General features: G+C 69.4%; 25 protein-coding genes and 4 tRNA genes. 23 read left to right on the forward strand and 6 right to left on the reverse strand.

Features of this window, described 5'->3' with window-relative positions:
• Positions 1-11 precede the first annotated feature (11 nt).
• Both ACGFYQ_RS23280 and ACGFYQ_RS23285 read right to left on the reverse strand, forming a co-directional pair.
• A complete protein-coding gene (locus tag ACGFYQ_RS23280; RefSeq protein ID WP_393746836.1) occupies positions 12-1,439 on the reverse strand; it encodes a SulP family inorganic anion transporter in 1,428 nt (475 codons plus the stop codon).
• Between the two features lie 229 nt (positions 1,440-1,668).
• Positions 1,669-2,157 carry a YajQ family cyclic di-GMP-binding protein gene (locus ACGFYQ_RS23285; protein WP_030009008.1) on the reverse strand — a complete coding sequence of 163 codons (489 nt, stop codon included), beginning with the start codon at positions 2,155-2,157 and terminating at the stop codon, positions 1,669-1,671.
• Positions 2,158-2,357: 200 nt separating this feature from the next.
• On the opposite strand from ACGFYQ_RS23285, the gene ACGFYQ_RS23290 reads away from it, so the two are divergent.
• From ACGFYQ_RS23290 to ACGFYQ_RS23300, 3 genes are all read left to right on the forward strand, one after another.
• A tRNA-Tyr gene (locus ACGFYQ_RS23290) sits at positions 2,358-2,439 on the forward strand.
• 154 nt (positions 2,440-2,593) lie between these two features.
• On the forward strand, positions 2,594-3,022 hold the full coding sequence (locus ACGFYQ_RS23295) for a hypothetical protein (protein WP_393746838.1): 429 nt from the start codon (positions 2,594-2,596) through the stop codon (positions 3,020-3,022).
• Between the two features lie 48 nt (positions 3,023-3,070).
• Complete coding sequence (locus tag ACGFYQ_RS23300) at positions 3,071-3,511, forward strand: DUF3574 domain-containing protein (protein ID WP_393746840.1); 441 nt, start codon at positions 3,071-3,073, stop codon at positions 3,509-3,511.
• A gap of 16 nt (positions 3,512-3,527) precedes the next feature.
• On the opposite strand, the gene ACGFYQ_RS23305 is transcribed toward ACGFYQ_RS23300, so the two are convergent.
• Both ACGFYQ_RS23305 and ACGFYQ_RS23310 read right to left on the reverse strand, forming a co-directional pair.
• The gene (locus ACGFYQ_RS23305) at positions 3,528-4,184 is read right to left on the reverse strand and encodes an SDR family oxidoreductase (protein ID WP_393746842.1); all 657 of its coding nucleotides are present in this window, start codon (positions 4,182-4,184) and stop codon (positions 3,528-3,530) included.
• Between the two features lie 54 nt (positions 4,185-4,238).
• Positions 4,239-5,573, reverse strand: coding sequence for an amidohydrolase family protein (locus tag ACGFYQ_RS23310; protein WP_393746844.1), 1,335 nt, complete (start codon positions 5,571-5,573; stop codon positions 4,239-4,241).
• A 391-nt stretch (positions 5,574-5,964) separates the two neighbouring features.
• Here ACGFYQ_RS23310 and ACGFYQ_RS23315 point away from each other — a divergent pair.
• The 10 genes from ACGFYQ_RS23315 (at position 5,965) to ACGFYQ_RS23360 (ending at position 11,640) form a co-directional block, all read left to right on the forward strand.
• Positions 5,965-6,037, forward strand: a tRNA-Thr gene (locus ACGFYQ_RS23315).
• A gap of 48 nt (positions 6,038-6,085) precedes the next feature.
• A tRNA-Met gene (locus tag ACGFYQ_RS23320) sits at positions 6,086-6,158 on the forward strand.
• A gap of 88 nt (positions 6,159-6,246) precedes the next feature.
• Positions 6,247-6,411 carry a 50S ribosomal protein L33 gene (gene rpmG / locus ACGFYQ_RS23325; RefSeq protein ID WP_376682812.1) on the forward strand — a complete coding sequence of 55 codons (165 nt, stop codon included), beginning with the start codon at positions 6,247-6,249 and terminating at the stop codon, positions 6,409-6,411.
• A 150-nt stretch (positions 6,412-6,561) separates the two neighbouring features.
• Positions 6,562-7,014 (forward strand): MaoC family dehydratase N-terminal domain-containing protein, encoded by a 453-nt coding sequence (locus tag ACGFYQ_RS23330; RefSeq protein ID WP_393746847.1) that lies wholly within the window; start codon positions 6,562-6,564, stop codon positions 7,012-7,014.
• Position 7,015: 1 nt separating this feature from the next.
• Positions 7,016-7,444 carry a MaoC family dehydratase gene (locus tag ACGFYQ_RS23335; RefSeq protein ID WP_393746849.1) on the forward strand — a complete coding sequence of 143 codons (429 nt, stop codon included), beginning with the start codon at positions 7,016-7,018 and terminating at the stop codon, positions 7,442-7,444.
• 82 nt (positions 7,445-7,526) lie between these two features.
• Complete coding sequence (locus ACGFYQ_RS23340; RefSeq protein ID WP_393746851.1) at positions 7,527-8,096, forward strand: TetR/AcrR family transcriptional regulator; 570 nt, start codon at positions 7,527-7,529, stop codon at positions 8,094-8,096.
• A 79-nt stretch (positions 8,097-8,175) separates the two neighbouring features.
• Positions 8,176-9,621: a DHA2 family efflux MFS transporter permease subunit gene (locus ACGFYQ_RS23345; RefSeq protein ID WP_393746853.1), complete on the forward strand. Its 1,446-nt coding sequence runs from the start codon at positions 8,176-8,178 to the stop codon at positions 9,619-9,621.
• A gap of 76 nt (positions 9,622-9,697) precedes the next feature.
• Positions 9,698-10,096, forward strand: a complete 399-nt coding sequence (locus tag ACGFYQ_RS23350) for a DUF3291 domain-containing protein (protein WP_393746855.1) — start codon at positions 9,698-9,700, stop codon at positions 10,094-10,096.
• The gene (locus ACGFYQ_RS23355) at positions 10,093-11,208 is read left to right on the forward strand and encodes a UDP-N-acetylmuramate dehydrogenase (protein WP_393747136.1); all 1,116 of its coding nucleotides are present in this window, start codon (positions 10,093-10,095) and stop codon (positions 11,206-11,208) included. Before ACGFYQ_RS23350 ends, ACGFYQ_RS23355 begins: the two co-directional genes overlap by 4 nt.
• Positions 11,209-11,223: 15 nt before the next feature.
• The gene (locus tag ACGFYQ_RS23360) at positions 11,224-11,640 is read left to right on the forward strand and encodes a hypothetical protein (protein WP_362395262.1); all 417 of its coding nucleotides are present in this window, start codon (positions 11,224-11,226) and stop codon (positions 11,638-11,640) included.
• Here the strand turns inward: ACGFYQ_RS23360 and ACGFYQ_RS23365 are convergent.
• Together ACGFYQ_RS23365 and ACGFYQ_RS23370 are read right to left on the reverse strand one after the other, a co-directional pair.
• On the reverse strand, positions 11,630-12,649 hold the full coding sequence (locus ACGFYQ_RS23365; protein WP_393746858.1) for an adenosine deaminase: 1,020 nt from the start codon (positions 12,647-12,649) through the stop codon (positions 11,630-11,632). The two genes, ACGFYQ_RS23360 and ACGFYQ_RS23365, sit on opposite strands and share 11 nt — an antisense overlap.
• A 319-nt stretch (positions 12,650-12,968) precedes the next feature.
• Positions 12,969-14,195: a pyridoxal phosphate-dependent aminotransferase gene (locus ACGFYQ_RS23370; protein ID WP_393746860.1), complete on the reverse strand. Its 1,227-nt coding sequence runs from the start codon at positions 14,193-14,195 to the stop codon at positions 12,969-12,971.
• Between the two features lie 193 nt (positions 14,196-14,388).
• Between ACGFYQ_RS23370 and ACGFYQ_RS23375 the strand changes: the two genes are divergently transcribed.
• The 10 genes from ACGFYQ_RS23375 (at position 14,389) to rpoB (ending at position 24,660) form a co-directional block, all read left to right on the forward strand.
• Positions 14,389-14,461, forward strand: a tRNA-Trp gene (locus ACGFYQ_RS23375).
• 106 nt (positions 14,462-14,567) lie between these two features.
• The gene (gene secE, locus ACGFYQ_RS23380) at positions 14,568-14,849 is read left to right on the forward strand and encodes a preprotein translocase subunit SecE (RefSeq protein ID WP_030825982.1); all 282 of its coding nucleotides are present in this window, start codon (positions 14,568-14,570) and stop codon (positions 14,847-14,849) included.
• 84 nt (positions 14,850-14,933) lie between these two features.
• Positions 14,934-15,863: a transcription termination/antitermination protein NusG gene (gene nusG / locus ACGFYQ_RS23385; RefSeq protein WP_393746863.1), complete on the forward strand. Its 930-nt coding sequence runs from the start codon at positions 14,934-14,936 to the stop codon at positions 15,861-15,863.
• A gap of 170 nt (positions 15,864-16,033) precedes the next feature.
• Positions 16,034-16,468 (forward strand): 50S ribosomal protein L11, encoded by a 435-nt coding sequence (gene rplK / locus ACGFYQ_RS23390; protein WP_008739735.1) that lies wholly within the window; start codon positions 16,034-16,036, stop codon positions 16,466-16,468.
• An 89-nt stretch (positions 16,469-16,557) separates the two neighbouring features.
• Positions 16,558-17,286 carry a 50S ribosomal protein L1 gene (gene rplA / locus ACGFYQ_RS23395; RefSeq protein ID WP_215144035.1) on the forward strand — a complete coding sequence of 243 codons (729 nt, stop codon included), beginning with the start codon at positions 16,558-16,560 and terminating at the stop codon, positions 17,284-17,286.
• Between the two features lie 176 nt (positions 17,287-17,462).
• The gene (locus ACGFYQ_RS23400) at positions 17,463-18,404 is read left to right on the forward strand and encodes a hypothetical protein (protein WP_393746866.1); all 942 of its coding nucleotides are present in this window, start codon (positions 17,463-17,465) and stop codon (positions 18,402-18,404) included.
• Positions 18,405-18,472: 68 nt separating this feature from the next.
• Entirely contained in the window at positions 18,473-19,330 is an 858-nt protein-coding gene (locus ACGFYQ_RS23405) for a hypothetical protein (protein ID WP_393746868.1), read from the forward strand.
• A 250-nt stretch (positions 19,331-19,580) separates the two neighbouring features.
• Positions 19,581-20,111 (forward strand): 50S ribosomal protein L10, encoded by a 531-nt coding sequence (rplJ, locus tag ACGFYQ_RS23410; protein WP_030710304.1) that lies wholly within the window; start codon positions 19,581-19,583, stop codon positions 20,109-20,111.
• Positions 20,112-20,221: 110 nt separating this feature from the next.
• Positions 20,222-20,602: a 50S ribosomal protein L7/L12 gene (rplL, locus tag ACGFYQ_RS23415; protein ID WP_393746870.1), complete on the forward strand. Its 381-nt coding sequence runs from the start codon at positions 20,222-20,224 to the stop codon at positions 20,600-20,602.
• A gap of 575 nt (positions 20,603-21,177) precedes the next feature.
• Positions 21,178-24,660, forward strand: coding sequence for a DNA-directed RNA polymerase subunit beta (gene rpoB / locus ACGFYQ_RS23420; RefSeq protein WP_393746872.1), 3,483 nt, complete (start codon positions 21,178-21,180; stop codon positions 24,658-24,660).
• The last annotated feature ends 35 nt before the right edge of the window (positions 24,661-24,695 follow it).

Below are 24,695 nucleotides of genomic sequence, written 5' to 3' on the forward strand. Positions count from 1 at the left end.
GGCTAACCGCCCTAGATGACGCCTTCCCGGCCGGGGAGCGGCATCCGCTTGCGCTCCCACCCCTCCAGGGCGGTCAGGCAGGCGTGGTCGAGATGGCGCAGCCCGCTCAGATCGAGCCGCACGGGTTTCCCGTGCGGCAGGGCGTCCAGGGCGTCGAGCAGCTTGGGCAGCCTCAGGAAGCTGGCGTTCCCCACGATGCGCACGCACAGATCGCCGTCCTCCCACACCTCCTCGATGTGCACGTGGGAGGTCTCCCAGGCCGCCTTGGCGACGGCGAGACCCAGGCCGACCAGCACTCCCTCGAAGAGATTGGTGACCACGATCGCGGAGGCGGTGGCCACCAGCACCACCGCCTCACCCCGGTGTGTCCGCCACAGCGCGGCCACCGCCCGGGCCGGCAGCAGTTTCCAGCCGGCGTGCAGCAGCACCCCGGCCAGCGCGGCGAGCGGCACGGCCTCCAGGGCCCGGGGGAAGGCCACGGCGAAGAGCAGCAGCCAGCCGCCGTGCAGCACCCGGGCCGCCCGGGTTCGGGCCCCGGCCTCCACATTGGCGGCGCTGCGCACGATGACGGCGGTCATCGGCAGCGCCCCGAGCAGCCCGCACACGCTGTTGCCCACGCCCTGGGCGATGAGTTCCCGGTCGTACTCCGTTCTCGGCCCGTCGTGCATGCGGTCCACGGCGGCGGCGCTGAACAGCGTCTCGGCGGAGGCGATCAGCGCAAGCGCGATCACGGTCCCGATCGCCCCGACGGAGGCCAGCACACCGAAGTCGCCCCAGGCGGGAGGGGACACCGCTTCCAGCACCCCCGTCACCCGCACCCTCTCCACGGGCAGCCCCAGCAGGGCGGCCACGGCGGTGGCGGCCGCCACCCCCACCAGCGCCCCGGGCAGCAGGCGCACCCGCGCCGGCATCCGGCGCCACAGCGACATGACGGCGATGGTCCCGGCCCCGAGCGCCACGGCGGCCCAGTCGGCCTGCGCCCCGAGCTCGTGCACCCCGCTCAGCTTGGCCAGGGTCTGCCCCGGAGCCTCCACGCCGCCCAGGGCGTAGAGCTGCCCGGAGATCAGCACCAGCCCGATCCCGGCCAGCATCCCGTGCACGACGGCGACGGAGATCGCCCGGAACCACCGCCCGAGCCGCAGCACCCCCATGCCCAGCTGCACCACCCCGGCGGCCAGCACCAGCACCCCGAGCGCGGGCAGACCGTACGCCCGCACCGCCTCGTAGACCAGCACGGTGAGCCCGGCCGCGGGCCCGCTCACCTGCAGCGAACTCCCTCGGAACCAGCCGGTGACCAGCCCTCCGACCACCCCGGTGACGATCCCCAGCTCGGCCGGCACCCCGGAGGCGACGGACACGCCCACACAGAGGGGTAACGCGACCAGCGCGACGACGACGGACGCCCCGAAGTCTTCACGAAACGTGCCGGCCCCAGGCATGCGAGAACCCCCTGCCACGCGGTGGATGGATGCCCCACCCACCTTGCCGGGCGCATGCAGGCCACCCAAGTGCCCACGGAAGCCCGCGGTGGCGCACGCGCCGCTCACGCCCCGCACACACCCCCGCAACCCCTGCAACACCCGTAACCGCCGAGGCCCCCGTAACCGCCGCGGCCCGGCGGTCCGTGAGGACCGCCGGGCCGGCGTGCGGGCAGGTCTGGGACCTGGGTCAGCGGTAGTTCACGAACTGGATCGCGAAGTCCAGGTCCTTGCCCTTGAGCAGCGCCTGGACCTCCTGGAGGTCGTCACGGCTCTTGGAGCTGACGCGCAGCTCCTCGCCCTGGACCTGGGCCTTGACGCCCTTGGGGCCCTCGTCCCGGATGATCTTCGCGACCTTCTTGGCGTTCTCCTGGGAGATGCCTTCCTCGATCGTGGCGAAGATCTTGTACTCCTTGCCGGACAGCTGCGGCTCGCCGGCGTCCAGCGCCTTGAGCGAGATCCCGCGCTTGACCAGCTTGGTCTCGAACACGTCGAGGACGGCCTTGACGCGCTCCTCGGAGTTCGCCTCCATCAGGATCTTCTCGCCGGACCAGGCGATCGTGGCGCCGGTGCCCTTGAAGTCGTAGCGCTGCGAGAGCTCCTTGGCGGCCTGGTTGAGGGCGTTGTCGACCTCCTGCCGCTCGACCTTCGAGACGATGTCGAAACTGGAGTCGGCCATGTGCTGTGGCTCCTTGAAGTCGGTTGTGATCGCCCCGGAGGGCGCGGCCGGACATCCCCGGCCCGCTCCGCAAAGCCTAGCCACCGCACCCGGCCGCAGCGCTGATCAATCCGGTGGCGAAGCACCCCCGGTCATCAGGTATCGTTTACGTCGTTGCCACAGAGCACCGCCCCAAAGCGGACTCGCCGGCGACATCTCATGGCGATGTGCCCGAGTGGCCAATGGGAGCGGACTGTAAATCCGTCGGCTTAGCCTACCCAGGTTCGAATCCTGGCGTCGCCACGCGATGTGAGACCCCCGTTACTTGTAGCGGGGGTCTTCTCGCATGCGTCTTGCCCTTGCAGGCTTACGGGCGTACGGCTTACGGGCGGAAAACCGGTGGGCACGAGCGGGGCGCGCGGGCATGCTGACGGCATGACCAGCATCCGAAAGGCCCATGCCGCGTAAGCCCGTGTCGCAGGTCCGGGCGGACCTGCCCCGAAAAGTGCGCCGTGGGGACGACCGAGCCGTCATCTCCGGGCTCTCCGCCAAGACCGTCGCAGAGATCGCCCGCATCGAGCGCCGGGCCTATGCGCCGGGCGCTGCCCACCAGGCTCTGCGCGGCTGGCGCGAGACGGTGTACGAGCCAGGGCCCTGGGTGACGTACCCGCGGTGGTTCAGCGAATGCCCGTGCTGTGAGCCCGCCTGGGGCGGAGACCACCGGCAGACGCTGGAGGCCATCTGCCACCGCCTCTCGCGGAGGCCCGCGCGCGAGCTGCGTGCCGTGCTCGCGCCGCTCGACGAGCGGTTCCTCGCGCGCACCCTCAACGATCCGTACGCCTCGCCGCGTGATCCGTGGTGGCGCCGGCGGCTGGAGACTCCGTGAGGCCCGTCATCGACCGCATCGTCGGGGTCTCCTGTTCGTTCACCAGGGGTGAAATGGACATTTGACACGCGGGGGAAAGCAAGCGGTGGGGTCCTCGTCGCCCTGCTCGGCGCCGGGATTCCGGCCCTGGTGGGAGCGGCGCTCCACACCGACGTGGGGGAGCCGTACCAGGAGACCCGGCTCTACTTCGGCACGGAGCGCCCCGACGGCCGCGACCCGATCGGGGAGCCGGAGTTCATGCGGTTCCTGGACCGCGAGATCACCCCCGCCTTCCCCGAGGGGCTGACCGTCCACGACGGGTACGGCCAGTGGCGCGGCAAGGACGGCAGGTCCGTCCGCGAGACCTCGTACGAGGTGGTGCTGCTCTACCCCGAGAAAGAGGCCGACGAGCGCAGCGCGCGCATCGAGAAGATCCGCCAGGCCTATGAGGACCGGTACCGGCAGGACTCGGTCGGGCGGTCCGACGACAAGGTCACCGCCGAGTTCTGACCGGGCCGATACCCCGTCAGTTGCCCGCGACGTCCTTGACGGCCACGGTGACCGGCGTCGAACCGGAGGTCAGCTCCAGGGTCAGGCCCGCCGTCGCCGGGGTCTCGACCAGTTCCGCGAGCACCGCCGCCACGTCGTCGCGGGGCACGGACCCGCGGCCCGTCCGCGCCTCCAGGCGGACCAGGCCCGTACCGGCGTCGTCGATCAGCGAGCCGGGGCGCAGGATCGTCCACTCCAGGCCCAGCCGGGTCCGGACGTGGTCGTCGGCCTCGCCCTTGGCCCGCAGGTAGACGTCGAAGACGTCACCGCCCTCGTGGTGCGTGTCCGCGCCCATCGAAGAGACCATCAGGAAGCGTCGTACGCGTGCCCGTTCGGCCGCGTCGGCGAACAGCACCGCCGCGCCCCGGTCCACGGTGTCCTTGCGCCCGACACCGCTGCCGGCGCCCGCGCCGGCCGCGAAGACCGCCACGTCCGCGCCCTGGAGGATGCCCGCCACGTGCTCCACCGAGGCCGACTCCAGATCGCACAGCACCGGTTCGGCGCCGGCCTCCCTGAGGTCGTCGCCCTGTGCCGGGTCGCGGATGATGCCCGCGACCTCGTACCCGCGCGCGGCGAGCAGGCGCTCCAGCCGCAGCGCGATCTGACCGTGTCCACCCGCGATGACGATGCGCATGACCCGACCGTACGACGAGCCGGGCGCCCACGCCCGCGAACGCCGGGCGAACCTTCAGGGTCCGGGCTCCGAACGGCCCTGCCGGGGCAGGTCCAGGGCCACCGCGACGGCGGAGTCGCAGTACTCCCGCACGGCACTCGTACGGGCTACCACCCGCCCGCGGTGGATCACGATCCGGCTGTACGCGAGGGAGAGCACGGCCGCGATCCGGTCCCCGCGCACCGCGAGCAGCTCCGCCGGGAAACCGGCCTCCACCCGGACCTCCGGCAGGCCCATGGCCTCGCGGGCGGCGGAGCTGACCGACTCGTAGGCCTCGCCCGGCCGGAGGCCGCCCTGGGAGGCCAGCAGGTACGCGGCCTCCAGCGGGTCGCCACGGCCGACCGGGTTCCCGGCGTCGCGCAGCGCCCCGCTGCCGGCCGTGACCCGCACGCCCGAGGTCCGCAGCAGACGTACGGGGGCGGCGCGCAGGCCGCGGCGTTCCAGGGCCGCGCAGTCGCCCTGGGGCAGGCAGGTCACCCGTACGCCGGCCGCGGCCAGCTGGTCGGCGGCGCGGGCGGCCACGTCCAGCGGGAGCCGGGAGAGGCCGCCGCAGGGGCCGATGGTCACCCCGGGGCGCAGCCCGCCGGCCATCGCGGCGAGCCGGGACAGGCGGGCGGGATCGTCACCGTCCGTGTGCAGGTCCACGGGGCAGCCGTGCTCGTCGGCGAGTTCCAGGACGGCTTCCAGGAAGCCCGTCGGGTCGGGGTCCAGGTCGGGGCAGCCGCCGATCACGGAGGCGCCCATCTTGACCGCGTCCCGCAGCATCGCGAGCCCATCGGCGCCGGCCACCCCGGTCAGCAGCCGGGGTACGGCCACGGTGGTCAGGTCGGTGAGCCCGCGCAGCGAACGGCGGGCCTGGAGCACGGCCTCCAAGGGCCCGAGGCCGTGCACGTCGCCGATCCGGACGTGCGAGCGCACGGCGGTGGCGCCGTGGCCGAGCTGGAGCAGGGCCGCTTCGGTGGCCCGGCGCTGGACCTCGTCAGGGGTGTACGAGACGGGTCCCTCGCCGTCGGCGGTCAGGGCGGTGTCCCCATGGGCGTGGGGCTCGGCGGGGGCGGGCAGCAGCAGATAGCCGCTGAGGTCCACGCGGGAGAGGGCGGGGGCCGGGAGGCTGCCCGCGGTGCCCACGGCCTGGATCCGGCCGCCGCTGAGGCGGACGTCGACGGTCCGGCCGTCGGTGAGGCGGGCCCCGGCGAGCAGCAGGGTGGTGGCCTCGGCGGCGGCCGCGATCCCGCCCACGCGGAGGCGGGCGGGGCTCTGGGAGGGGCCGTGTGCGGGTCCGTGGCCGCCGCCCTCGCCGCGGCCGCTGCGAGGGGAGTGGGACGGCTGCTGCGGCTGGCTGTCGGACATCGCGCTCCTGCGGTGGCTCGGGCGGTTCCTGGGCCCTGGCCGCGGCCCGCGGCCCAAGATCACGCAGCGTGCTCAGAGCCTAGGGCGCGGGGCAGCCCGGTTCACGGAAGAGCGCAATAGTCGTACCGGTGTGGTGCGCGTGCGCCTCGGCGCCCGCGTGTGCGCCCCGTCGGCGTCAACAGGCGTCAACAGGCGTCAACAGGCGCCGACGGGGCGCCGGTCGGCCCCCGTTCGCGGGTGGTGGGACGTGAGCCCGCACACATTCCGGGGCGGAAGTGGCCGGAGAGGCCTCTGCGGTCTGATCAAGAAAGGCTTCCGGACCCCCTCGGAGCCCGGTCCCCGCAAAGGATTTGGGCGATCGGCGGGCAACCGTGTAATGTCTTCATCGCTCGCCCCAATAGCTCAGTCGGTAGAGCGTCTCCATGGTAAGGAGAAGGTCTGCGGTTCGATTCCGCATTGGGGCTCTGGTGAGAGAGGTTCCCCACCCTCGGGTGGGGAGCGGATCACATCAAAGCGGCGTAGCTCAGTCGGTAGAGCAAGCGGCTCATAATCGCTGTGTCACCGGTTCAAGTCCGGTCGCCGCTACACACAGTAGCCGATTGCGGGGTCGGTCTCCCGGTCGGCTACTCTTGTATGCGTTCATCCGTCCCAATTTCCGTCAAGGAGCACTCACGTGGCTGCCACCGACGTCCGCCCGAAGATCACGCTGGCCTGCGTGGAGTGCAAGGAGCGGAACTACATCACCAAGAAGAACCGGCGTAACAACCCGGACCGTCTTGAGATGCAGAAGCACTGCCCGCGTTGCAACTCGCACACCGCGCACCGCGAGACCCGCTGACCCCAGCGAAGTCTCGTATACAGGCACCGTCATGAGGTCGTCCCCTTCATTGGGGGCGGCCTTGTGTCGTTTTGGCGCCCCGCGCCTGTGGCACATGCCGCACCTGTTTTTCGTGTTCCGTCATGTCCCTTCATCAGGAGGTAGTGAGTCATGGCTCTCGACCAGTCCTTCGTGGGGCGGAGCTACCCGCCCACCGATCCTTACGAGGTCGGCCGGGAGAAGATCCGCGAATTCGCGGTAGCGGTGGGTGACGCCAATCCCGTCTACACCGACCCCGAAGCCGCCAAGGCGTACGGCTACCCCGATGTGATCGCTCCGCCGACCTTTGTGTTCGCCATCACGTTCGCGGCGGCGGGCCAGGTCGTCGAGGATCCGCAGCTGGGGCTGGACTACAGCCGCGTCGTGCACGGCGACCAGAAGTTCGCGTACTCGCGCCCCGTGCGTGCCGGTGACCGGCTTTCGGTGACCTCCACCATCGAGGCCGTGAAGTCCCTCGCGGGCAACGACATCATCGACATCCGCGGCGAAGTCCACGACGAGACCGGCGAGCACGTGGTGACGGCGTGGACGAAGCTCGTCTCCCGCGCCCCCGAGGAGGCCTGACATGGCAGCGCAGATCCAGTACGCCGACGTCGAGGTCGGCACCGAGCTGCCGGCGGCGTCCTTCCCCGTGACCCGCGCCACGCTCGTCCGCTACGCCGGGGCCTCGGGAGACTTCAACCCGATCCACTGGAACGAGAAGTTCGCCAAGGAGGTCGGACTGCCGGACGTGATCGCGCACGGCATGTTCACCATGGCCGAGGCGGTCCGCGTGGTCACCGACTGGGTCGGCGACCCGGGCGCGGTGGTCGAGTACGGCGTGCGCTTCACCAAGCCGGTCGTGGTCCCGAACGACGACCAGGGCGGCCTGATCGAGGTCACCGCCAAGGTCGCGGCCAAGCTGGACGACAACCGCGTCCGGGTCGACCTGACGGCCATGAGCGCCGGCCAGAAGGTGCTGGGCATGTCCCGCGCGGTGGTCGAACTGGCGTGAGGGCGGGGCGGGGCGCTCACGTCCCGCCCACCCCGCAGCCCCACTCCTTGCCAAGTTAGTGATTGAGCACTAACTTAAATGCATGGCAAGGATGAGCGCAGAAGAGCGGCGCGAGAGCGTCATCCGCGCGGCGATGCACGAGTTCGCCCGCGGCGGGTACTACGGGACCTCCACCGAGGCGATCGCCAAGCGGGTGGGCGTCTCGCAGCCGTATCTCTTCCGGCTCTTCCCGAACAAGCTCGCGATCTTCCTCGCCGCCGCCGAGCGCTGTCTGCGCGACACCCGGGAGGTCTTCGCCGAGGCCGCCGAAGGGCTGTACGGCGAGGAGGCCACGCGGGCCATGGCGAACGCCTACACCCGGCTCATCGCCGAGGATCCCGACAAGCTCCAGATGCAGCTCCAGATGTACGTCACCGTCGCCGCCGCCGAAGCGGCCGGGGACCACGAGCTCGGCGAGCTCGTCCGGAAGGGCTGGATGGAGCTGTGGGACACCGTCCACGTGCCGTTCGGCGGCGACGTGAGCGAGACCACGACCTTCATGGCGTACGGGATGCTGATCAACACCCTCGCCGCCATGGGTTTCCCGCCCGAGCACCGGGTCTGGGAGGGGCTGTACCCCGAGGCCCACAGCAAGGGCCGCCTGGAGAAGTGAGGGCATGCCGTCTGTCAGGCGGGCCGCTCATGCGCACGAAAGTTAGTCAGCGATAACTAACAATCCGCAGGGGGAAATCGTGAACACGCAAGACCCGGACACCAAGCTCCGCGGGCCCGCCGTCTGGGCCCTCGTCCTCACCGGTGTGGCCAGCTTCATGGCCGCCCTGGACAACCTCGTCGTCACCACCGCCCTTCCCGCCATCCGCGAGGACCTCGGCGGCAAGCTGGAGGACCTGGAGTGGACGGTGAACGCGTACACGCTCACCTTCGCCGTCCTCCTCATGTTCGGCGCCGCCCTCGGTGACCGCTTCGGCCGCCGCCGGCTCTTCATCGCGGGCCTCGCGATCTTCACCGGCGCCTCCGCCGCCGCCGCGCTCTCGTCCGGCATCGACGCGCTCATCGCCGCCCGCGCCGTCCAGGGCGTCGGCGCCGCGATCATGATGCCGCTCACCCTGACCCTGCTCACCGCCGCCGTACCGGCGGCCCGCCGCGGCATGGCCCTCGGCATCTACGGCGCCGTCACGGGCCTCGCCGTCGCCAGCGGCCCCCTCATCGGCGGCAGCCTCACCGAGCACATCTCCTGGCAGTGGATCTTCTGGCTCAACGTTCCGATAGGCCTGGCCCTGATACCGCTCGCCCGCCTGCGGCTCGCCGAGTCCACCGCCCCCGGCGCCCGCCTCGACGTCCCGGGCACCCTGCTCATCAGCGGCGGCCTCTTCGGCATCGTCTACGCCCTGGTCAACGCCAACGCCAAGGGCTGGACCAGCGCCCCCGTGCTCACCGGCCTGATCGTCGGAGCCGCGCTCGTCGGAGGGTTCATCCACCACGGCTTCAACAACGCGAACCCCATGCTCCCCATGCGGCTCTTCCGGAACCGCGGCTTCCTCGGGATCAACTTGGCCAGCCTGCTGATGTTCCTGGGCATGTTCGGCTCGATCTTCCTGCTCAGCCAGTTCCTCCAGGGCGTCGCCGGCTACTCGCCCACCCAGGCGGGCCTGCGCATGCTCCCCTGGACCGGCATGCCGATGATCGTCGCCCCCTTCGCGGGCATCCTCTCCGACCGCATCGGCGGCCGTCCCGTCGTCGCCGCCGGGCTGGCGTTCCAGGCCCTCGGCCTCGGCTGGTTCGCGGCGATCCTGAGCGCGGACGTCTCGTACGCGGCCCAGCTGCCGCCGCTGATCCTCAGCGGGATCGGCATGGCCCTCTACTTCGCCCCCGCCGCCAACGTCCTGATGTCCACCGTCGCCCCGGCCGACCAGGGCAAGGCCTCCGGCGCCAACAACGCCCTGCGCGAGGTCGGCGGAGCCCTCGGAGTCGCGGTCCTGGCCTCGGTCTTCTCCGCCCAGGGCGGCTACGAGTCCCCGCAGGCCTTCACCGACGGCACGATCCCCGCCCTGTGGATCGGCGCCGGCGCGGTCGCCCTGTCCGCCGCGCTCGCCCTGCTCCTGCCGGGCAGGGCCAAGCCCTCCCGGGCTGTCGGCGCGTCGGCCGTGGTCCCGGACAAGCTTCCCGTCGCCGGCTGATCCAGTCCGTCAAGGTACTACTCAAAAGGCAGTTGCAGCCCTTACGGTCCGTGCGACCCCATGAAGGAGTGACGCCATGCCCGACATCCCCTGGTCCACCCCCACCCAGGCCGCCCCCGACGCCGAGGTCTACGTCATGGCCTCCCGCTTCGAGACCGTCACCCTCACGGGCGCCCTCAGGTTCTTCCTCAAGACCCCCGGCATCATCGGCCAGATCCGCAAGGCCCCCGGCGCCCACGGCGTCGCCCTGCGGGCACGCGTCCTCGGCCGCACCTTCCTGACCCTCTCCGCCTGGGAGGACCGGGACGCGCTCTACCGGTTCGCCCGCAGCGAGCCGCACCGCTCCAGCTCCCGGGCCGCCGCCGCCTTCATGAAGGAGTCGGCCTTCACCTTCTGGACGGTGAAGGCCGCCGAGCTCCCCATCGGCTGGGCCGAGGCGGAGCGCCGCCTGGCCGAGCAGAAGACGGCCTACTGAGTCACGGTCCGTGGCCCCGCAGGGATGCGAGGGGTGCGGACCGTACTCTTGTCCACGTGCAGGAACTCCACGACGCCCCCCTCGCCCCGCTGACCACCTTCCGCCTCGGTGGGCCCGCCACCCGTCTGGTCACCGCGACCACCGACGCCGAGGTGGTCGCCGCCGTCCGGGCCGCGGACGAGAGCGGCACCCCGCTCCTCGTCATCGGCGGCGGCAGCAACCTGGTCATCGGCGACCAGGGCTTCGACGGCACCGCCCTGCGCATCGCGACCACCGGCTTCCACCTCGACGGCACGCACCTGGAACTCGCCGCCGGCGAGAACTGGAGCGACGCCGTCGCCCGCACCGTCGAAGCCGGCCTCGCCGGAATCGAGTGCCTCGCCGGGATCCCGGGCTCCGCCGGCGCCACCCCCATCCAGAACGTCGGGGCGTACGGCCAGGAGGTCTGCGACACCATCACCGAGGTCGTCGCCTACGACCGCACCCGCCGCGAGACGGTCACGCTGACCGCCGCCGAGTGCGCGTTCACGTACCGCAACAGCCTCTTCAAGCACGAGCCCGAGCGGTACGTCGTCCTGCGCGTGCGCTTCGCCCTGGAGGACGCCGGCGGGCTGTCGGCGCCGATCAAGTACCCCGAGACCGCCCGCGCCCTCGGCGTCGGGGCCGGCGACCGCGTCCCCGCCGCCACCGCCCGCGAGACCGTGCTGCGTCTGCGCGCCGGCAAGGGGATGGTCCTCGACCCCGCCGACCACGACACCTGGTCGGCCGGCTCCTTCTTCCACAACCCGATCCTGACCGACGAGGCCTACGCCGCCTTCCTCGCCCGCGTCCAGGACCGCCTCGGCCCCGACACCGCCCCGCCCGCCTACCCCGCGGGCGACGGCCGTACGAAGACCAGCGCCGCCTGGCTCATCGACAAGGCCGGATTCACCAAGGGCTACGGCACCGGCCCCGCGCGGATCTCCACGAAGCACACGCTCGCCCTCACCAACCGGGGCGAGGCCACCACCGAGGACCTCCTCGTCCTGGCCCGCGAGGTCGTCGCGGGCGTCCACGCGGCCTTCGGCGTCACCCTGGTCAACGAGCCGGTGACGGTCGGCGTCAGCATCTGAGGAGCCCGGGCGCCCATGCTCTGTCCCCTGCACGGGGCCGGTACGGACCCGACCCGCCTCGTGGGGCGCACGCTCAGCCGAGTCGTCGCGTCCTGGCACATCAGCGACGGCGAGCGCTCCGAGGCTCCCCTCGACGTCTGGCTCATCGACAGCGTCGGGGACTCCATCCGCATCACCACCGGGTCCGACCAGTGCCTCATCGTCGAGTCCGCCGCCCCGCACGAGCCGTACGACATGGGGGAGTGGGGCCGCATCGAGGTCGGCGAGGACCTCGGCGACCACCCCTTCCTGCGCCACCTCGGCGAGACGGTCGCCTCGGTCGCCGAGTTCGCGCTGCCCGAGCAGGGGCGCACGCACCTGGAGATCGGCTTCCCGGACGGCGGACGGGTGCGCGCCGACTGCTACGAGGGGGACCTGCGGCTCACCCGGTGAGCCAGTGGTCGATCCCGGCCAGCAGCTTGGCCTGTACGTCCTCGGGCGCGGCCGAACCGCGCACCGACTGGCGGGCCAGCTCGGCGAGCTCCGCGTCCGTGAAGCCGTGGTGGCGGCGGGCGATCTCGTACTGCGCCGCGAGCCGGGACCCGAACAGCAGCGGGTCGTCCGCGCCGAGCGCCATCGGCACCCCGGCTGCGAAGAGGGTGCGCAGCGGGACGTCCTCGGGCCGCTCGTAGACCCCGAGGGCCACGTTCGACGCGGGGCAGACCTCACAGGTGATCTGCCGGTCGGCGAGCCGCTTGAGCAGCCGGGGGTCCTCGGCGGCGCGTACGCCGTGCCCGATGCGGGAGGCGTGGAGATCGTCGAGGCAGTCGCGGACGGAGGCGGGGCCGGTGAGTTCGCCGCCGTGCGGGGCCGCGAGGAGGCCGCCCTCGCGGGCGATGGCGAAGGCGCGGTCGAAGTCGCGGGCCATGCCGCGGCGCTCGTCGTTGGAGAGGCCGAAGCCGACGATGCCGCGGTCGGCGTAGCGGACGGCGAGGCGGGCGAGGGTGCGGGCGTCGAGGGGGTGCTTCATGCGGTTGGCGGCGATGAGGACCCGCATCCCGAGGCCGGTCTCGCGGGACGCGCTGTCCACGGCGTCGAGGATGATCTCGACGGCCGGGATCATCCCGCCGAGGAGGGGGGCGTAGGACGTGGGATCCACCTGGATCTCCAGCCAGCCGCTGCCGTCCCGTACGTCCTCCTCCGCGGCCTCGCGGACCAGGCGCCGGATGTCGTCGGGCTCGCGGAGGCAGGAACGGGCGGCGTCGTAGAGCCGCTGGAAGCGGAACCAGCCGCGCTCGTCGGTGGCGCGGAGTTTGGGCGGCTCGCCGGCGGTCAGTGCGTCGGGGAGGCGCACGCCGTACTTGTCCGCGAGCTCCAGGAGGGTCGATGGTCGCATCGACCCGGTGAAGTGCAGGTGCAGGTGGGCTTTCGGCAGAAGCGTGAGATCGCGTGCGTGCTCCATCCGGTGATCCTGCCGTACCGCTGCGCTCGGCGGGAGGGGGTTTTACCTATTGGGGGCTTGCCCGAACGGGCGAGCGGGGTCGGGGGTGGGGGAGGGGCCGCTGCGCGGGGCCTCCCGGGCGCAGCCCGGACCCGCGCCTCAAACGCCGGCGGGGCTGAAAGACCGGGGCTCCGTCCCAAGCCCCGCGCCTCAAACGCCGGCGGGTTGTGCCCGGCGGGGCTGGATTCGGGTGGTGCCGCCCGCGGCCCGGGAATGACTGAGCGGCGCCGCCCCGGTAGGGGAGACGCCGCTCAGGGGTGGGCTGCCGGCCGCGTCAGGCCTAGGCCTTGGCCTCCGACAGGAGCTTCTGGACGCGGGAGACGCCCTCCACCAGGTCCTCGTCGCCGAGGGCGTAGGAGAGGCGGAGGTAGCCCGGGGTGCCGAAGGCCTCGCCCGGGACGACCGCGACCTCGACCTCGTCGAGGATCAGGGCGGCGAGCTCGACGGAGGTCTGCGGGCGCTTGCCGCGGATCTCCTTGCCGAGGAGCGCCTTGACCGAGGGGTACACGTAGAACGCGCCCTCCGGGGTCGGGCAGATGACGCCGTCGATCTCGTTCAGCATCCGCACGATCGTCTGGCGGCGGCGGTCGAAGGCGGTGCGCATCTCGTGGACCGCGTCCAGGTTGCCGGAGACGGCGGCCAGCGCCGCGACCTGGGCCACGTTGGAGACGTTGGAGGTGGCGTGCGACTGCAGGTTGGTCGCGGCCTTCACCACGTCCCGGGGGCCGATGATCCAGCCCACCCGCCAGCCGGTCATCGCGTACGTCTTGGCGACGCCGTTGACGATGATGCACTTGTCGGCCAGCTCGGGGACGATCGCCGGGAGCGAGACGAACTTCGCGTCGCCGTAGACCAGGTGCTCGTAGATCTCGTCCGTGAGGACCCACAGGCCCTTCTCCGCCGCCCAGCGGCCGATCGCCTCGGCGTCGGCCTCGGAGTAGACGGCGCCGGTCGGGTTCGACGGGGAGACGAAGAGGACGACCTTCGTGCGCTCGGTGCGGGCGGCTTCGAGCTGCTCGACGGAGACGCGGTAGCCGGTGGTCTCGTCGGCGACGACCTCGACCGGGACACCGCCGGCGAGACGGATGGACTCCGGGTAGGTGGTCCAGTACGGAGCCGGGACGATGACCTCGTCGCCCGGGTCCAGGATGGCGGCGAAGGCCTCGTAGATCGCCTGCTTGCCGCCGTTGGTCACCAGGACCTGGGACGCGTCGACCTCGTAGCCGGAGTCGCGCAGGGTCTTCGCGGCGATCGCGGCCTTGAGCTCGGGCAGGCCGCCGGCCGGCGTGTAGCGGTGGTACTTGGGGTTGCGGCAGGCCTCGACCGCGGCCTCGACGATGTAGTCCGGGGTCGGGAAGTCGGGCTCGCCCGCGCCGAAGCCGATCACCGGGCGCCCGGCGGCCTTGAGGGCCTTGGCCTTGGCGTCGACGGCGAGGGTGGCGGACTCGGAGATGGCGCCGATACGGGCGGACACCCGGCGCTCGGAAGAAGGCGTTGCAGAGGTCATGCGGGCAATCGTCCCAGACGGCAAAGAGGCGCCGCACACCGTTTCAGTTACCGGACCTGCGGATGCCGCGCCGGGTTCTGTTCGACGTCAGGGCCCGGTTCACGTACACTCACCTGTCGTTGGACCTCGCCGACCACCCCAGAGCGTGAGCACTCCGTGCACTCGCTTGGATGCGGTAGGTTGGGGGACGCAAAGGGTCGTAGCTCAATTGGTAGAGCACTGGTCTCCAAAACCAGCGGTTGGGGGTTCGAGTCCCTCCGGCCCTGCTCCACACTCCTTCTCGGATGTGTGTGCGCAGGTACGTACTTCGATGCAACGCCGTGCGGCGCAACCGGGCGCGGTACGGCCACGACCCGGATTCAGGTGAGAGACGTGACGGACGCCCTGGGCTCCATCGACATGCCTGACGCCGAGGACGAGACTCGCGAGAAGAAGGCCCGCAAGGGCGGCAAGCGCGGCAAGAAGGGCCCTCTGGGCCGTCTCGCGCTGTTCTACCGCCAGATCGTCGCGGAACTCCGCAAGGTTGTATGGCCCACTCGCAACCAGCTCACGACGTACACCACCGTGGTGATTGTCTTCGTGGTCATCATGATCGGTCTGGTGACCGTGATTGACTATGGGTTCCAGGAAGCCATCAAGTTCGTCTTCGGCTGATCCCCGCGGAGGGCGGCGCCTTGATGGGTGCCGCCCGTTTTCGCATGTTCCACCACCTTTTGTATCCAGGAAGAAGCAGCCACCGTGTCTGACCCGAACCTGAACGCGAGCCGCGACTCCGTCGAGTCCGTCGAGGACGAGCTCGACATCGTCGAGGCGGCAGACGCTGTGGACCCCGACGAGGCCGAGCACGCCGACGCCAAGGCGGGTGTCGCCGCCGAACAGGCCGCGCTGCACGTCGAGGACGAGGTCGAGGCTGACGCCGAGATCGAGGACGACGCCGAGGTCGAGCCGGCCGCCGACGACGCCGAGGAAGAGGGCGACGCCGAGGCCGAGGTCGAGGCCGCAGCCGACGAGGAGGCCGAGGAGGCCGCCGAGGTCGAGCCCGCCGAGCCCGTCGACCCCATCCAGGCCCTGCGCGACGAGCTGCGCCTCCTGCCCGGCGAGTGGTACGTGATCCACACCTACGCCGGCTACGAGAAGCGCGTGAAGGCCAACCTGGAGCAGCGCGCCGTCTCGCTGAACGTCGAGGAGTTCATCTACCAGGCCGAGGTGCCCGAGGAAGAGATCGTCCAGATCAAGAACGGCGAGCGCAAGAACGTCCGGCAGAACAAGCTGCCCGGTTACGTTCTCGTCCGCATGGATCTGACGAACGAGTCCTGGGGCGTCGTCCGCAACACGCCTGGCGTCACCGGCTTCGTCGGCAACGCGTACGACCCGTACCCGCTGACCCTGGACGAGATCGTCAAGATGCTCGCCCCGGAGGCGCAGGAGAAGGCCGCCAAGGCCGCCGCGGAAGAGGCCGGTCTGCCGGCGCCCGCCGTCAAGCGCACGATCGAGGTGCTCGACTTCGAGGTCGGCGACTCGGTCACCGTCACCGACGGCCCGTTCGCGACGCTCCAGGCGACCATCAACGAGATCAACCCGGACTCGAAGAAGGTCAAGGGTCTCGTCGAGATCTTCGGCCGCGAGACCCCGGTCGAGCTCAGCTTCGACCAGATTCAGAAGAACTGATCCACCTCTTCTGAGACTCAGCTTCCGGACAGGTCAGATCGCCCTCTGAAGGGCGGTCTGACCTGCTCGGTTTTTAGCCCCGCAGCGATACCCGTTATCGTGGTGCGGTATGCCTCCATCCGGATGACCGGATTGGCGGCGAAAACTCTCACTAGGACCCGGAGAGAGCAATGCCTCCCAAGAAGAAGAAGGTCACGGGGCTTATCAAGCTCCAGATCAAGGCCGGTGCGGCCAACCCGGCTCCGCCGGTCGGCCCCGCGCTCGGTCAGCACGGCGTCAACATCATGGAGTTCTGCAAGGCCTACAACGCCGCGACCGAGTCGCAGCGTGGCATGGTCGTGCCGGTGGAGATCACGGTCTACGACGACCGTTCCTTCACCTTCATCACCAAGACCCCGCCGGCCGCGCGCCTCATCCTGAAGGCCGCGGGCATCGAGAAGGGCTCCGGCGAGCCGCACAAGACCAAGGTCGCCAAGCTCACCGGCGCCCAGGTCCGCGAGATCGCCGAGCTGAAGATGCCCGACCTGAACGCCAACGACGTCGACGCCGCGATGAAGATCATCGCCGGCACCGCGCGCTCGATGGGCGTCACGGTCGAAGGCTGATCCAGCCACCCCCCAGCACCACCAGTGGTAGGACCAAGCGCTGGTCCGCACCACGACTCCATGCCTGAAGTCACAACACAGGAGCAGAAGTGAAGCGCAGCAAGACTCTCCGCGCTGCGGACGCCAAGGTCGACCGGGAGAAGCTGTACGCCCCGCTCGAGGCCGTCCGTCTCGCCAAGGAGACCTCCGCGACCAAGTTCGACAGCACCGTCGAGGTCGCCTTCCGCCTGGGTGTCGACCCGCGCAAGGCCGACCAGATGGTCCGTGGCACCGTGAACCTCCCGCACGGCACCGGCAAGACCGCCCGGGTCCTGGTCTTCGCGACCGGTGACCGTGCTGCGGCCGCGGAAGCCGCCGGCGCCGACATTGTCGGCGACGACGAGCTGATCAACGAGATCGCCAAGGGCAACCGCCTCAACGAGTTCGACGCCGTTGTCGCCACCCCGGACCTCATGGGCAAGGTCGGCCGCCTCGGCCGCGTGCTCGGTCCCCGTGGCCTCATGCCGAACCCGAAGACCGGCACCGTCACCATGGACGTCGCGAAGGCTGTCACCGAGATCAAGGGTGGCAAGATCGAGTTCCGCGTCGACAAGCACTCGAACCTGCACTTCATCATCGGCAAGGTCTCCTTCTCCGATGAGCAGCTGGTCGAGAACTACGGCGCGGCCCTGGACGAGATCCTCCGTCTGAAGCCGTCCGCCGCGAAGGGCCGCTACATCAAGAAGGCCGCCCTGAGCACCACGATGGGTCCCGGCATCCTGCTGGACCAGAACCGCACCCGGAACCTCCTCGTCGAGGAAGACCCGGCTGCTGTCTGAGCCTCACGGCTCTGATCGTCGCAACGGGCCTCTCGCCCCCCTCACGGGGTGGCGGGGGGCCCGTTTCCGTGTTCAGCGCCACATGTGCCGTGATGCGGGGTAATGGGCGCGCGATCCGTCGGCGGGGGAACGTAAGGTCGCCTTGACCAACGATCACCAAAGGGGTGGGGACCTCCGTGTCTGTTTACCGGAAGAAGACCGTCGGCGCCGCGCTGGCCGCCGTACTGCTCGTGGGCGGCGCCACGGCGTGCGAGAACGGCAAGAAGGACGACTCGGGCAAGGCCGCCGCCAGTGCGTCCGCGCAGCCGAGCACGCCGGTGGCGGGCGGTTCCGCCACCGAGGCGCTGACCGCGGCCTACAAGAAGACCTCGGCCGCCAAGTCGGCCAAGGTCCGCATGACCATGTCGATGCCCGCGTCCGCCGGTGGCGGCGGCACCATGGAGATGACGGGCGTCCAGGGCTGGGACCCGAACGTCATGGACATCACCATGAAGGGGGCGCTCACCCCGGGCTCCGGAGTCGACTCCATACGCATGATCATGTCGAACGACGTCATGTTCATGGAGATGCCGGCCGACTCCCCGATGTCCGAGGGGATGGACGGCAAGCGCTGGATGAAGCTGGACATCAAGGCGGCCGCGGAGGCTTCGGGGGACGCGGAGGCGCTGAAGAAGCTCGGCGGCGTCGGCGGCATGGAGCAGAGCCAGGACCCGGCCAAGCAGCTCGCCCTGCTGCTCAGCTCGCCGAACGTGAAGCACCTCGGCGCCGAGAAGGTCGAGGGCACGGACACCGAGCACTACAAGGGCACCCTGACCCTCGCGGAGATGCTCGCGGCCAACGAGTCCTCCAAGGGGCTGTCCGAGGCCGACCGCACGAAGCTCGTCGAGGCCATGAAGAAGTCCGGCATCGTGGACTACGACATGGACGTCTGGGTGAACAAGGACGGCTACCCGGTCCACATGAAGGTCGGCATCCGCATGCCCCAGGGGTCCATGAACATGGACGCCTACTACTCGGACTACGGCTCCGCGGCCACCGTTCAGGCCCCGCCGGAGAACGAGACCCTCGACCTCTTCGCCATGCTCAAGGAACTGGGCGGGACCGGCGCCGGGGCCTGACCGGCCCCGCGCGGATGCGGCCGGTCCGTATCCGGTTGTTGAAAGATCCATTCACGGGGGAGAACCAGATGCACAAGGCTGTCCGGACCCGGGCCGGTATCGCGATGGCGGGTACCGCACTGCTCGTGGGCGGCCTCACGGCCTGCGGCGGCGACAAGGCCGCCGCGGGCAGCGGCACGGCGGGCAGCGGCACGGCGGGCGGGGGCGCGGCGGGCGGGGGCAAGGCCGCGGAAGCCGGGGCCCAGACGCCGGCGGACGCGGTGAAGGCCTCGTACGTGAAGACGGCGGCGGCCAAGTTCGCCAAGGCCGAGATCTCCACCGTCGGGAGCGACGGCAAGACCACCGGCCAGTCCGGCACGAAGGGCTGGTACCCGTCCAGCCACGACGTGACGCTCAAGGACGAGAAGCACACCGGCGCGCAGTCGGTCGTGATCGGTGACACCGTCTACACCAAGATGGACAAGCCCATCGACGGCAAGACCTGGATGAGGCTGGAGCTGTCCAAGGACGGGAAGCCGGGCGTCCGGCTGAACGAGGACCCGGCCGAGTACCTCGCGATGCTGCTGGGCCAGACCAAGCTCACGCTGGTCGGGGCCGAGAAGACCGACGGCATCGACGCCCGGCACTACAAGGGCAGCTTCACCAACGCGGACCTGCTCGCGGCGGACGAGTCCACCAAGGTCATGGAGGAGAAGAACCGCCAGTACCTCCACGACTCCGTGAAGCACGTCACGGCCTTCGAGGTCGACCTGTGGATCGGCCAGGACGGCTACCCCGTCCGCGTCGACTCGGTGAGCACCGACGCCGAGGGCACGTCCAGGACCACGGCGAAGTTCTCCGACTTCGGCGCGGCGGCCCCGGTCACCGCACCGCCCGCCGACCAGGCCGTCTCCTTCGACGACGTGCTGAAGGGCAGCGGCTCCTGAGGCGATTTGCCTCGACTGGACCCCTTCACGTACGCTTCCCCAGAAGCCAAAGACCGCTGGTCGTTGCCGTGCCCGCAAGGGTGCGGCGGCCGAAGGATCCGCTGAGCGCGGACGTCCTGCGCAGGTGTTCGTGGAAAAGCTCCCGGAGTAATTCGGTTGAGCTTACGCCCCGTGCGCATGCGCCGGGGCGTTTCGTTTTGTTCAGCCCCTTCTGAGCGGTCCTCATCACCCGGAAGGAGGCCGACGCTCTATGGCAAGGCCCGACAAGGCTGCCGCGGTAGCCGAGCTCACGGACCAGTTCCAGAGCTCGAACGCCGCCGTGCTGACCGAGTACCGGGGTCTCACCGTCGCGCAGCTCAAGACGCTGCGTCGTTCGCTCGGTGAGAACGCCCAGTACGCCGTGGTGAAGAACACGCTGACCAAGATTGCGGCCAACCAGGCCGGGATCACCGCGCTGGACGAGCACTTCGCTGGTCCGACCGCGGTCGCCTTCATCACCGGTGACCCGGTGGAGTCGGCGAAGAGCCTGCGTGACTTCGCCAAGGACAACCCGAATCTCATCATCAAGGCGGGTGTCCTTGATGGTAAGGCGCTCACCGCCGATGAGATCAAGAAGCTTGCGGACCTCGAGTCCCGCGAGGTTCTGCTCAGCAAGCTGGCCGGCGCGTTCAAGGGCAAGCAGTCTCAGGCTGCCTCGCTCTTCCAGGCGCTGCCGTCGAAGTTCGTCCGCACTGCGGAAGCGCTTCGCGTCAAGCTCGCCGAGCAGGGCGGTGCCGAGTAATTCGGCTCGCGCACTGATCTACGCCGCCTAGTGCGTGGGTCGTAGCGGGCCGTAACGCCCGCCTCTATATACATCCGGCACCTGCCGAATTAGTGGAAGGATCGCCCATCATGGCGAAGCTCTCTCAGGACGACCTCCTCGCCCAGTTCGAGGAGATGACCCTCATCGAGCTCTCCGAGTTCGTGAAGGCCTTCGAGGAGAAGTTCGACGTCACCGCCGCCGCGGCCGTCGCCGTTGCCGGCCCGGTCCAGGGTGGTCCGGTCGAGGCCGCCGAGGAGCAGGACGAGTTCGACGTCATCCTCACCGGTGCCGGCGACAAGAAGATCCAGGTCATCAAGGTCGTGCGCGAGCTGACCTCCCTGGGCCTCAAGGAGGCCAAGGACCTCGTGGACGGCGCCCCGAAGCCCGTCCTCGAGAAGGTCACCAAGGAGGCCGCCGAGAAGGCTGCCGAGTCCCTCAAGGGCGCCGGTGCGGCCGTCGAGGTCAAGTAACACCTCTGGGGCCCTCTAGGGGCTCCAACCAAGGGCGATCACCCGTAAGGGTGGTCGCCCTTTGGCGTACCCGTAGTGCCTGACTTGCCCTGGTCTCGTTGGGGAGTAGGGTGATCATCGTTGCCTCGAAGCTGGGTCCGGAGATGATCCGCTCGGAGCAGGGGGCCTTGACGAACGGGACGTGGCGCGCAATTCTCAGACCCGTCGCAAGCTCGACCGCCTCGATCCGAGATCCGAGGCATGGATCGACTACGAAGAGGGCAGTACTGATACGCGCTCTGTGTTCGAGGGCCGCAGCGTTGGATGCATGCAGGGTTGGTTTCAACAACATGGGGAAGGCCTGTTGCCGGTTTCCGGAAACCTGGTCTGGACATCAGTGAGCCAAGTGGCTACACTGACCCTTTGCGCTGCCTGTTAGCTGTCCCCTGCCCGTCGCCAGGGACATGCCCACGCTTGAGCACACTTGATTGATCCGCCCTGACCTGGACTTTTGACCAGATCGGGAGCGCCTGTCTTCTGTGTCGGCTGGGACCGGTACGCGCGTAGTGAGTCCGAGCCCTCGGAAGGACCCCCTCTTGGCCGCCTCGCGCAACGCCTCGACCAATACGAACACCGGTGCCAGCACTGCCCCGCTGCGCATCTCCTTTGCAAAGATCAAGGAGCCCCTCGAGGTTCCGAACCTCCTGGCGCTGCAGACCGAGAGCTTTGACTGGCTTCTCGGCAATGCTGCCTGGAAGTCTCGCGTCGAGTCGGCGCTTGAGAGTGGACAGGACGTCCCCACCAAGTCCGGTCTGGAAGAGATCTTCGAGGAGATCTCGCCGATCGAGGACTTCTCCGGGTCGATGTCGCTGACCTTCCGCGACCACCGTTTCGAGCCGGCGAAGAACTCTGTCGACGAGTGCAAGGAGCGCGACTTCACGTACGCGGCTCCGCTGTTCGTCACGGCCGAGTTCACGAACAACGAGACCGGAGAGATCAAGTCTCAGACGGTCTTCATGGGCGACTTCCCGCTCATGACCAACAAGGGCACCTTCGTCATCAACGGCACCGAGCGTGTCGTCGTGTCGCAGCTTGTCCGTTCCCCTGGTGTCTACTTCGACTCCTCCATCGACAAGACGTCCGACAAGGACATCTTCTCCGCCAAGATCATCCCGTCCCGGGGTGCCTGGCTGGAGATGGAGATCGACAAGCGCGACATGGTCGGTGTCCGCATCGACCGCAAGCGCAAGCAGTCCGTCACCGTCCTCCTGAAGGCTCTCGGCTGGACCACCGAGCAGATCCTCGAGGAGTTCGGCGAGTACGAGTCCATGCGCGCCACCCTGGAGAAGGACCACACCCAGGGCCAGGACGACGCGCTGCTCGACATCTACCGCAAGCTGCGCCCGGGCGAGCCGCCGACCCGTGAGGCCGCTCAGACGCTGCTCGAGAACCTCTACTTCAACCCGAAGCGCTACGACCTCGCGAAGGTCGGCCGCTACAAGGTGAACAAGAAGCTCGGCGCCGACGAGCCGCTCGACGCCGGTGTGCTCACCACCGACGACGTCATCGCGACGATCAAGTACCTGGTCAAGCTGCACGCCGGCGAGACCGAGACGACCGGCGAGTCCGGCCGTTCGATCGTGGTCGAGACCGATGACATCGACCACTTCGGCAACCGTCGTCTGCGCAACGTCGGCGAGCTCATCCAGAACCAGGTCCGCACGGGTCTGGCTCGTATGGAGCGCGTCGTGCGTGAGCGCATGACCACCCAGGACGTCGAGGCGATCACGCCGCAGACCCTGATCAACATCCGGCCGGTCGTCGCCTCCATCAAGGAGTTCTTCGGCACCAGCCAGCTGTCGCAGTTCATGGACCAGAACAACCCGCTGTCGGGCCTGACCCACAAGCGCCGCCTGTCGGCGCTGGGCCCCGGTGGTCTGTCCCGTGAGCGGGCCGGCTTCGAGGTCCGTGACGTCCACCCGTCGCACTACGGCCGCATGTGCCCGATCGAGACCCCTGAAGGCCCGAACATCGGTCTGATCGGCTCGCTCGCGTCCTACGGCCGCGTCAACGCGTTCGGTTTCGTCGAGACCCCGTACCGCAAGGTCGTCGACGGTGTCGTCACCGACGAGGTCGACTACCTGACCGCCGACGAGGAAGACCGCTTCGTCATCGCCCAGGCCAACGCCGGCCTGTCCGAGGACATGCGCTTCACCGAGAACCGCGTGCTGGTCCGCCGTCGTGGCGGCGAGATCGACTACATCGCCGGCGACGACGTCGACTACATGGACGTCTCCCCGCGCCAGATGGTGTCCGTCGCGACCGCGATGATCCCCTTCCTGGAGCACGACGACGCCAACCGTGCCCTCATGGGCGCGAACATGATGCGCCAGGCCGTTCCGCTCATCAAGGCGGAGGCGCCGCTCGTCGGTACCGGCATGGAGTACCGCTGTGCGGTCGACGCCGGTGACTCGATCCGTGCGGAGAAGGACGGTGTCGTCCAGGAGGTCTCGGCCGACTACATCACCGTCGCCAACGACGACGGCACGTACACCACGTACCGCGTCGCCAAGTTCTCCCGCTCGAACCAGGGCACCTCGGTCAACCAGAAGGTCATCGTCAACGAGGGTGACCGGATCATCGAGTCCCAGGTCCTCGCCGACGGACCGGCGACCGAAGAGGGCGAGATGGCCCTCGGCAAGAACCTGCTCGTCGCGTTCATGCCGTGGGAAGGTCACAACTACGAGGACGCGATCATCCTGTCGCAGCGCCTCGTGCAGGACGACGTCCTCTCCTCGATCCACATCGAGGAGCACGAGGTCGACGCCCGTGACACCAAGCTCGGCCCCGAGGAGATCACCCGGGACATCCCGAACGTCTCCGAGGAGGTCCTCGCGGACCTCGACGAGCGCGGCATCATCCGCATCGGTGCGGACGTCGTCGCCGGCGACATCCTGGTCGGCAAGGTCACGCCCAAGGGTGAGACCGAGCTGACCCCGGAGGAGCGCCTGCTCCGCGCGATCTTCGGTGAGAAGGCCCGCGAGGTGCGTGACACCTCGCTCAAGGTCCCTCACGGTGAGATCGGCAAGGTCATCGGTGTCCGCGTCTTCGACCGCGAGGAGGGCGACGAGCTTCCTCCGGGCGTGAACCAGCTGGTCCGCGTCTACGTGGCCCAGAAGCGCAAGATCACCGACGGTGACAAGCTCGCCGGCCGCCACGGCAACAAGGGTGTCATCTCCAAGATCCTTCCGATCGAGGACATGCCCTTCCTTGAGGACGGCACGCCGGTCGACATCATCCTGAACCCGCTGGGTGTCCCGTCCCGAATGAACCCGGGACAGGTCCTGGAGATCCACCTCGGCTGGCTCGCCAGCCGCGGCTGGGACGTCTCCGGTCTGGCGGACGAGTGGGCGCAGCGCCTCCAGGCGATCGGCGCCGACAAGGTCGAGCCCGGTACCAACGTCGCCACCCCGGTGTTCGACGGCGCCCGCGAGGACGAGCTGGCCGGCCTGCTGCAGCACACCATCCCGAACCGCGACGGCGAGCGCATGGTGCTCCCGACCGGTAAGGCACGCCTGTTCGACGGCCGCTCCGGCGAGCCGTTCCCGGACCCGATCTCGGTCGGGTACATGTACATCCTCAAGCTCCACCACCTGGTCGACGACAAGCTCCACGCGCGGTCGACCGGTCCGTACTCGATGATCACGCAGCAGCCGCTGGGTGGTAAGGCACAGTTCGGTGGCCAGCGCTTCGGTGAGATGGAGGTGTGGGCGCTCGAGGCTTATGGCGCCGCTTACGCCCTCCAGGAGCTGCTGACCATCAAGTCCGACGACGTCACCGGCCGCGTGAAGGTCTACGAGGCCATCGTCAAGGGCGAGAACATCCCCGAGCCGGGCATTCCCGAGTCCTTCAAGGTGCTCATCAAGGAAATGCAGTCGCTCTGCCTCAACGTGGAGGTGCTGTCCTCGGACGGCATGTCCATCGAGATGCGCGACACCGACGAGGACGTCTTCCGCGCGGCGGAGGAGCTCGGTATCGACCTGTCCCGGCGTGAGCCGAGCAGCGTCGAAGAGGTCTGACGGGCCTGACGGGGGGCTCGCTCAAGAGCCCCCCG

The sequence above is a fragment of the Streptomyces sp. NPDC048258 genome (assembly GCF_043201995.1).
GTDB lineage: Bacteria > Actinomycetota > Actinomycetes > Streptomycetales > Streptomycetaceae > Streptomyces.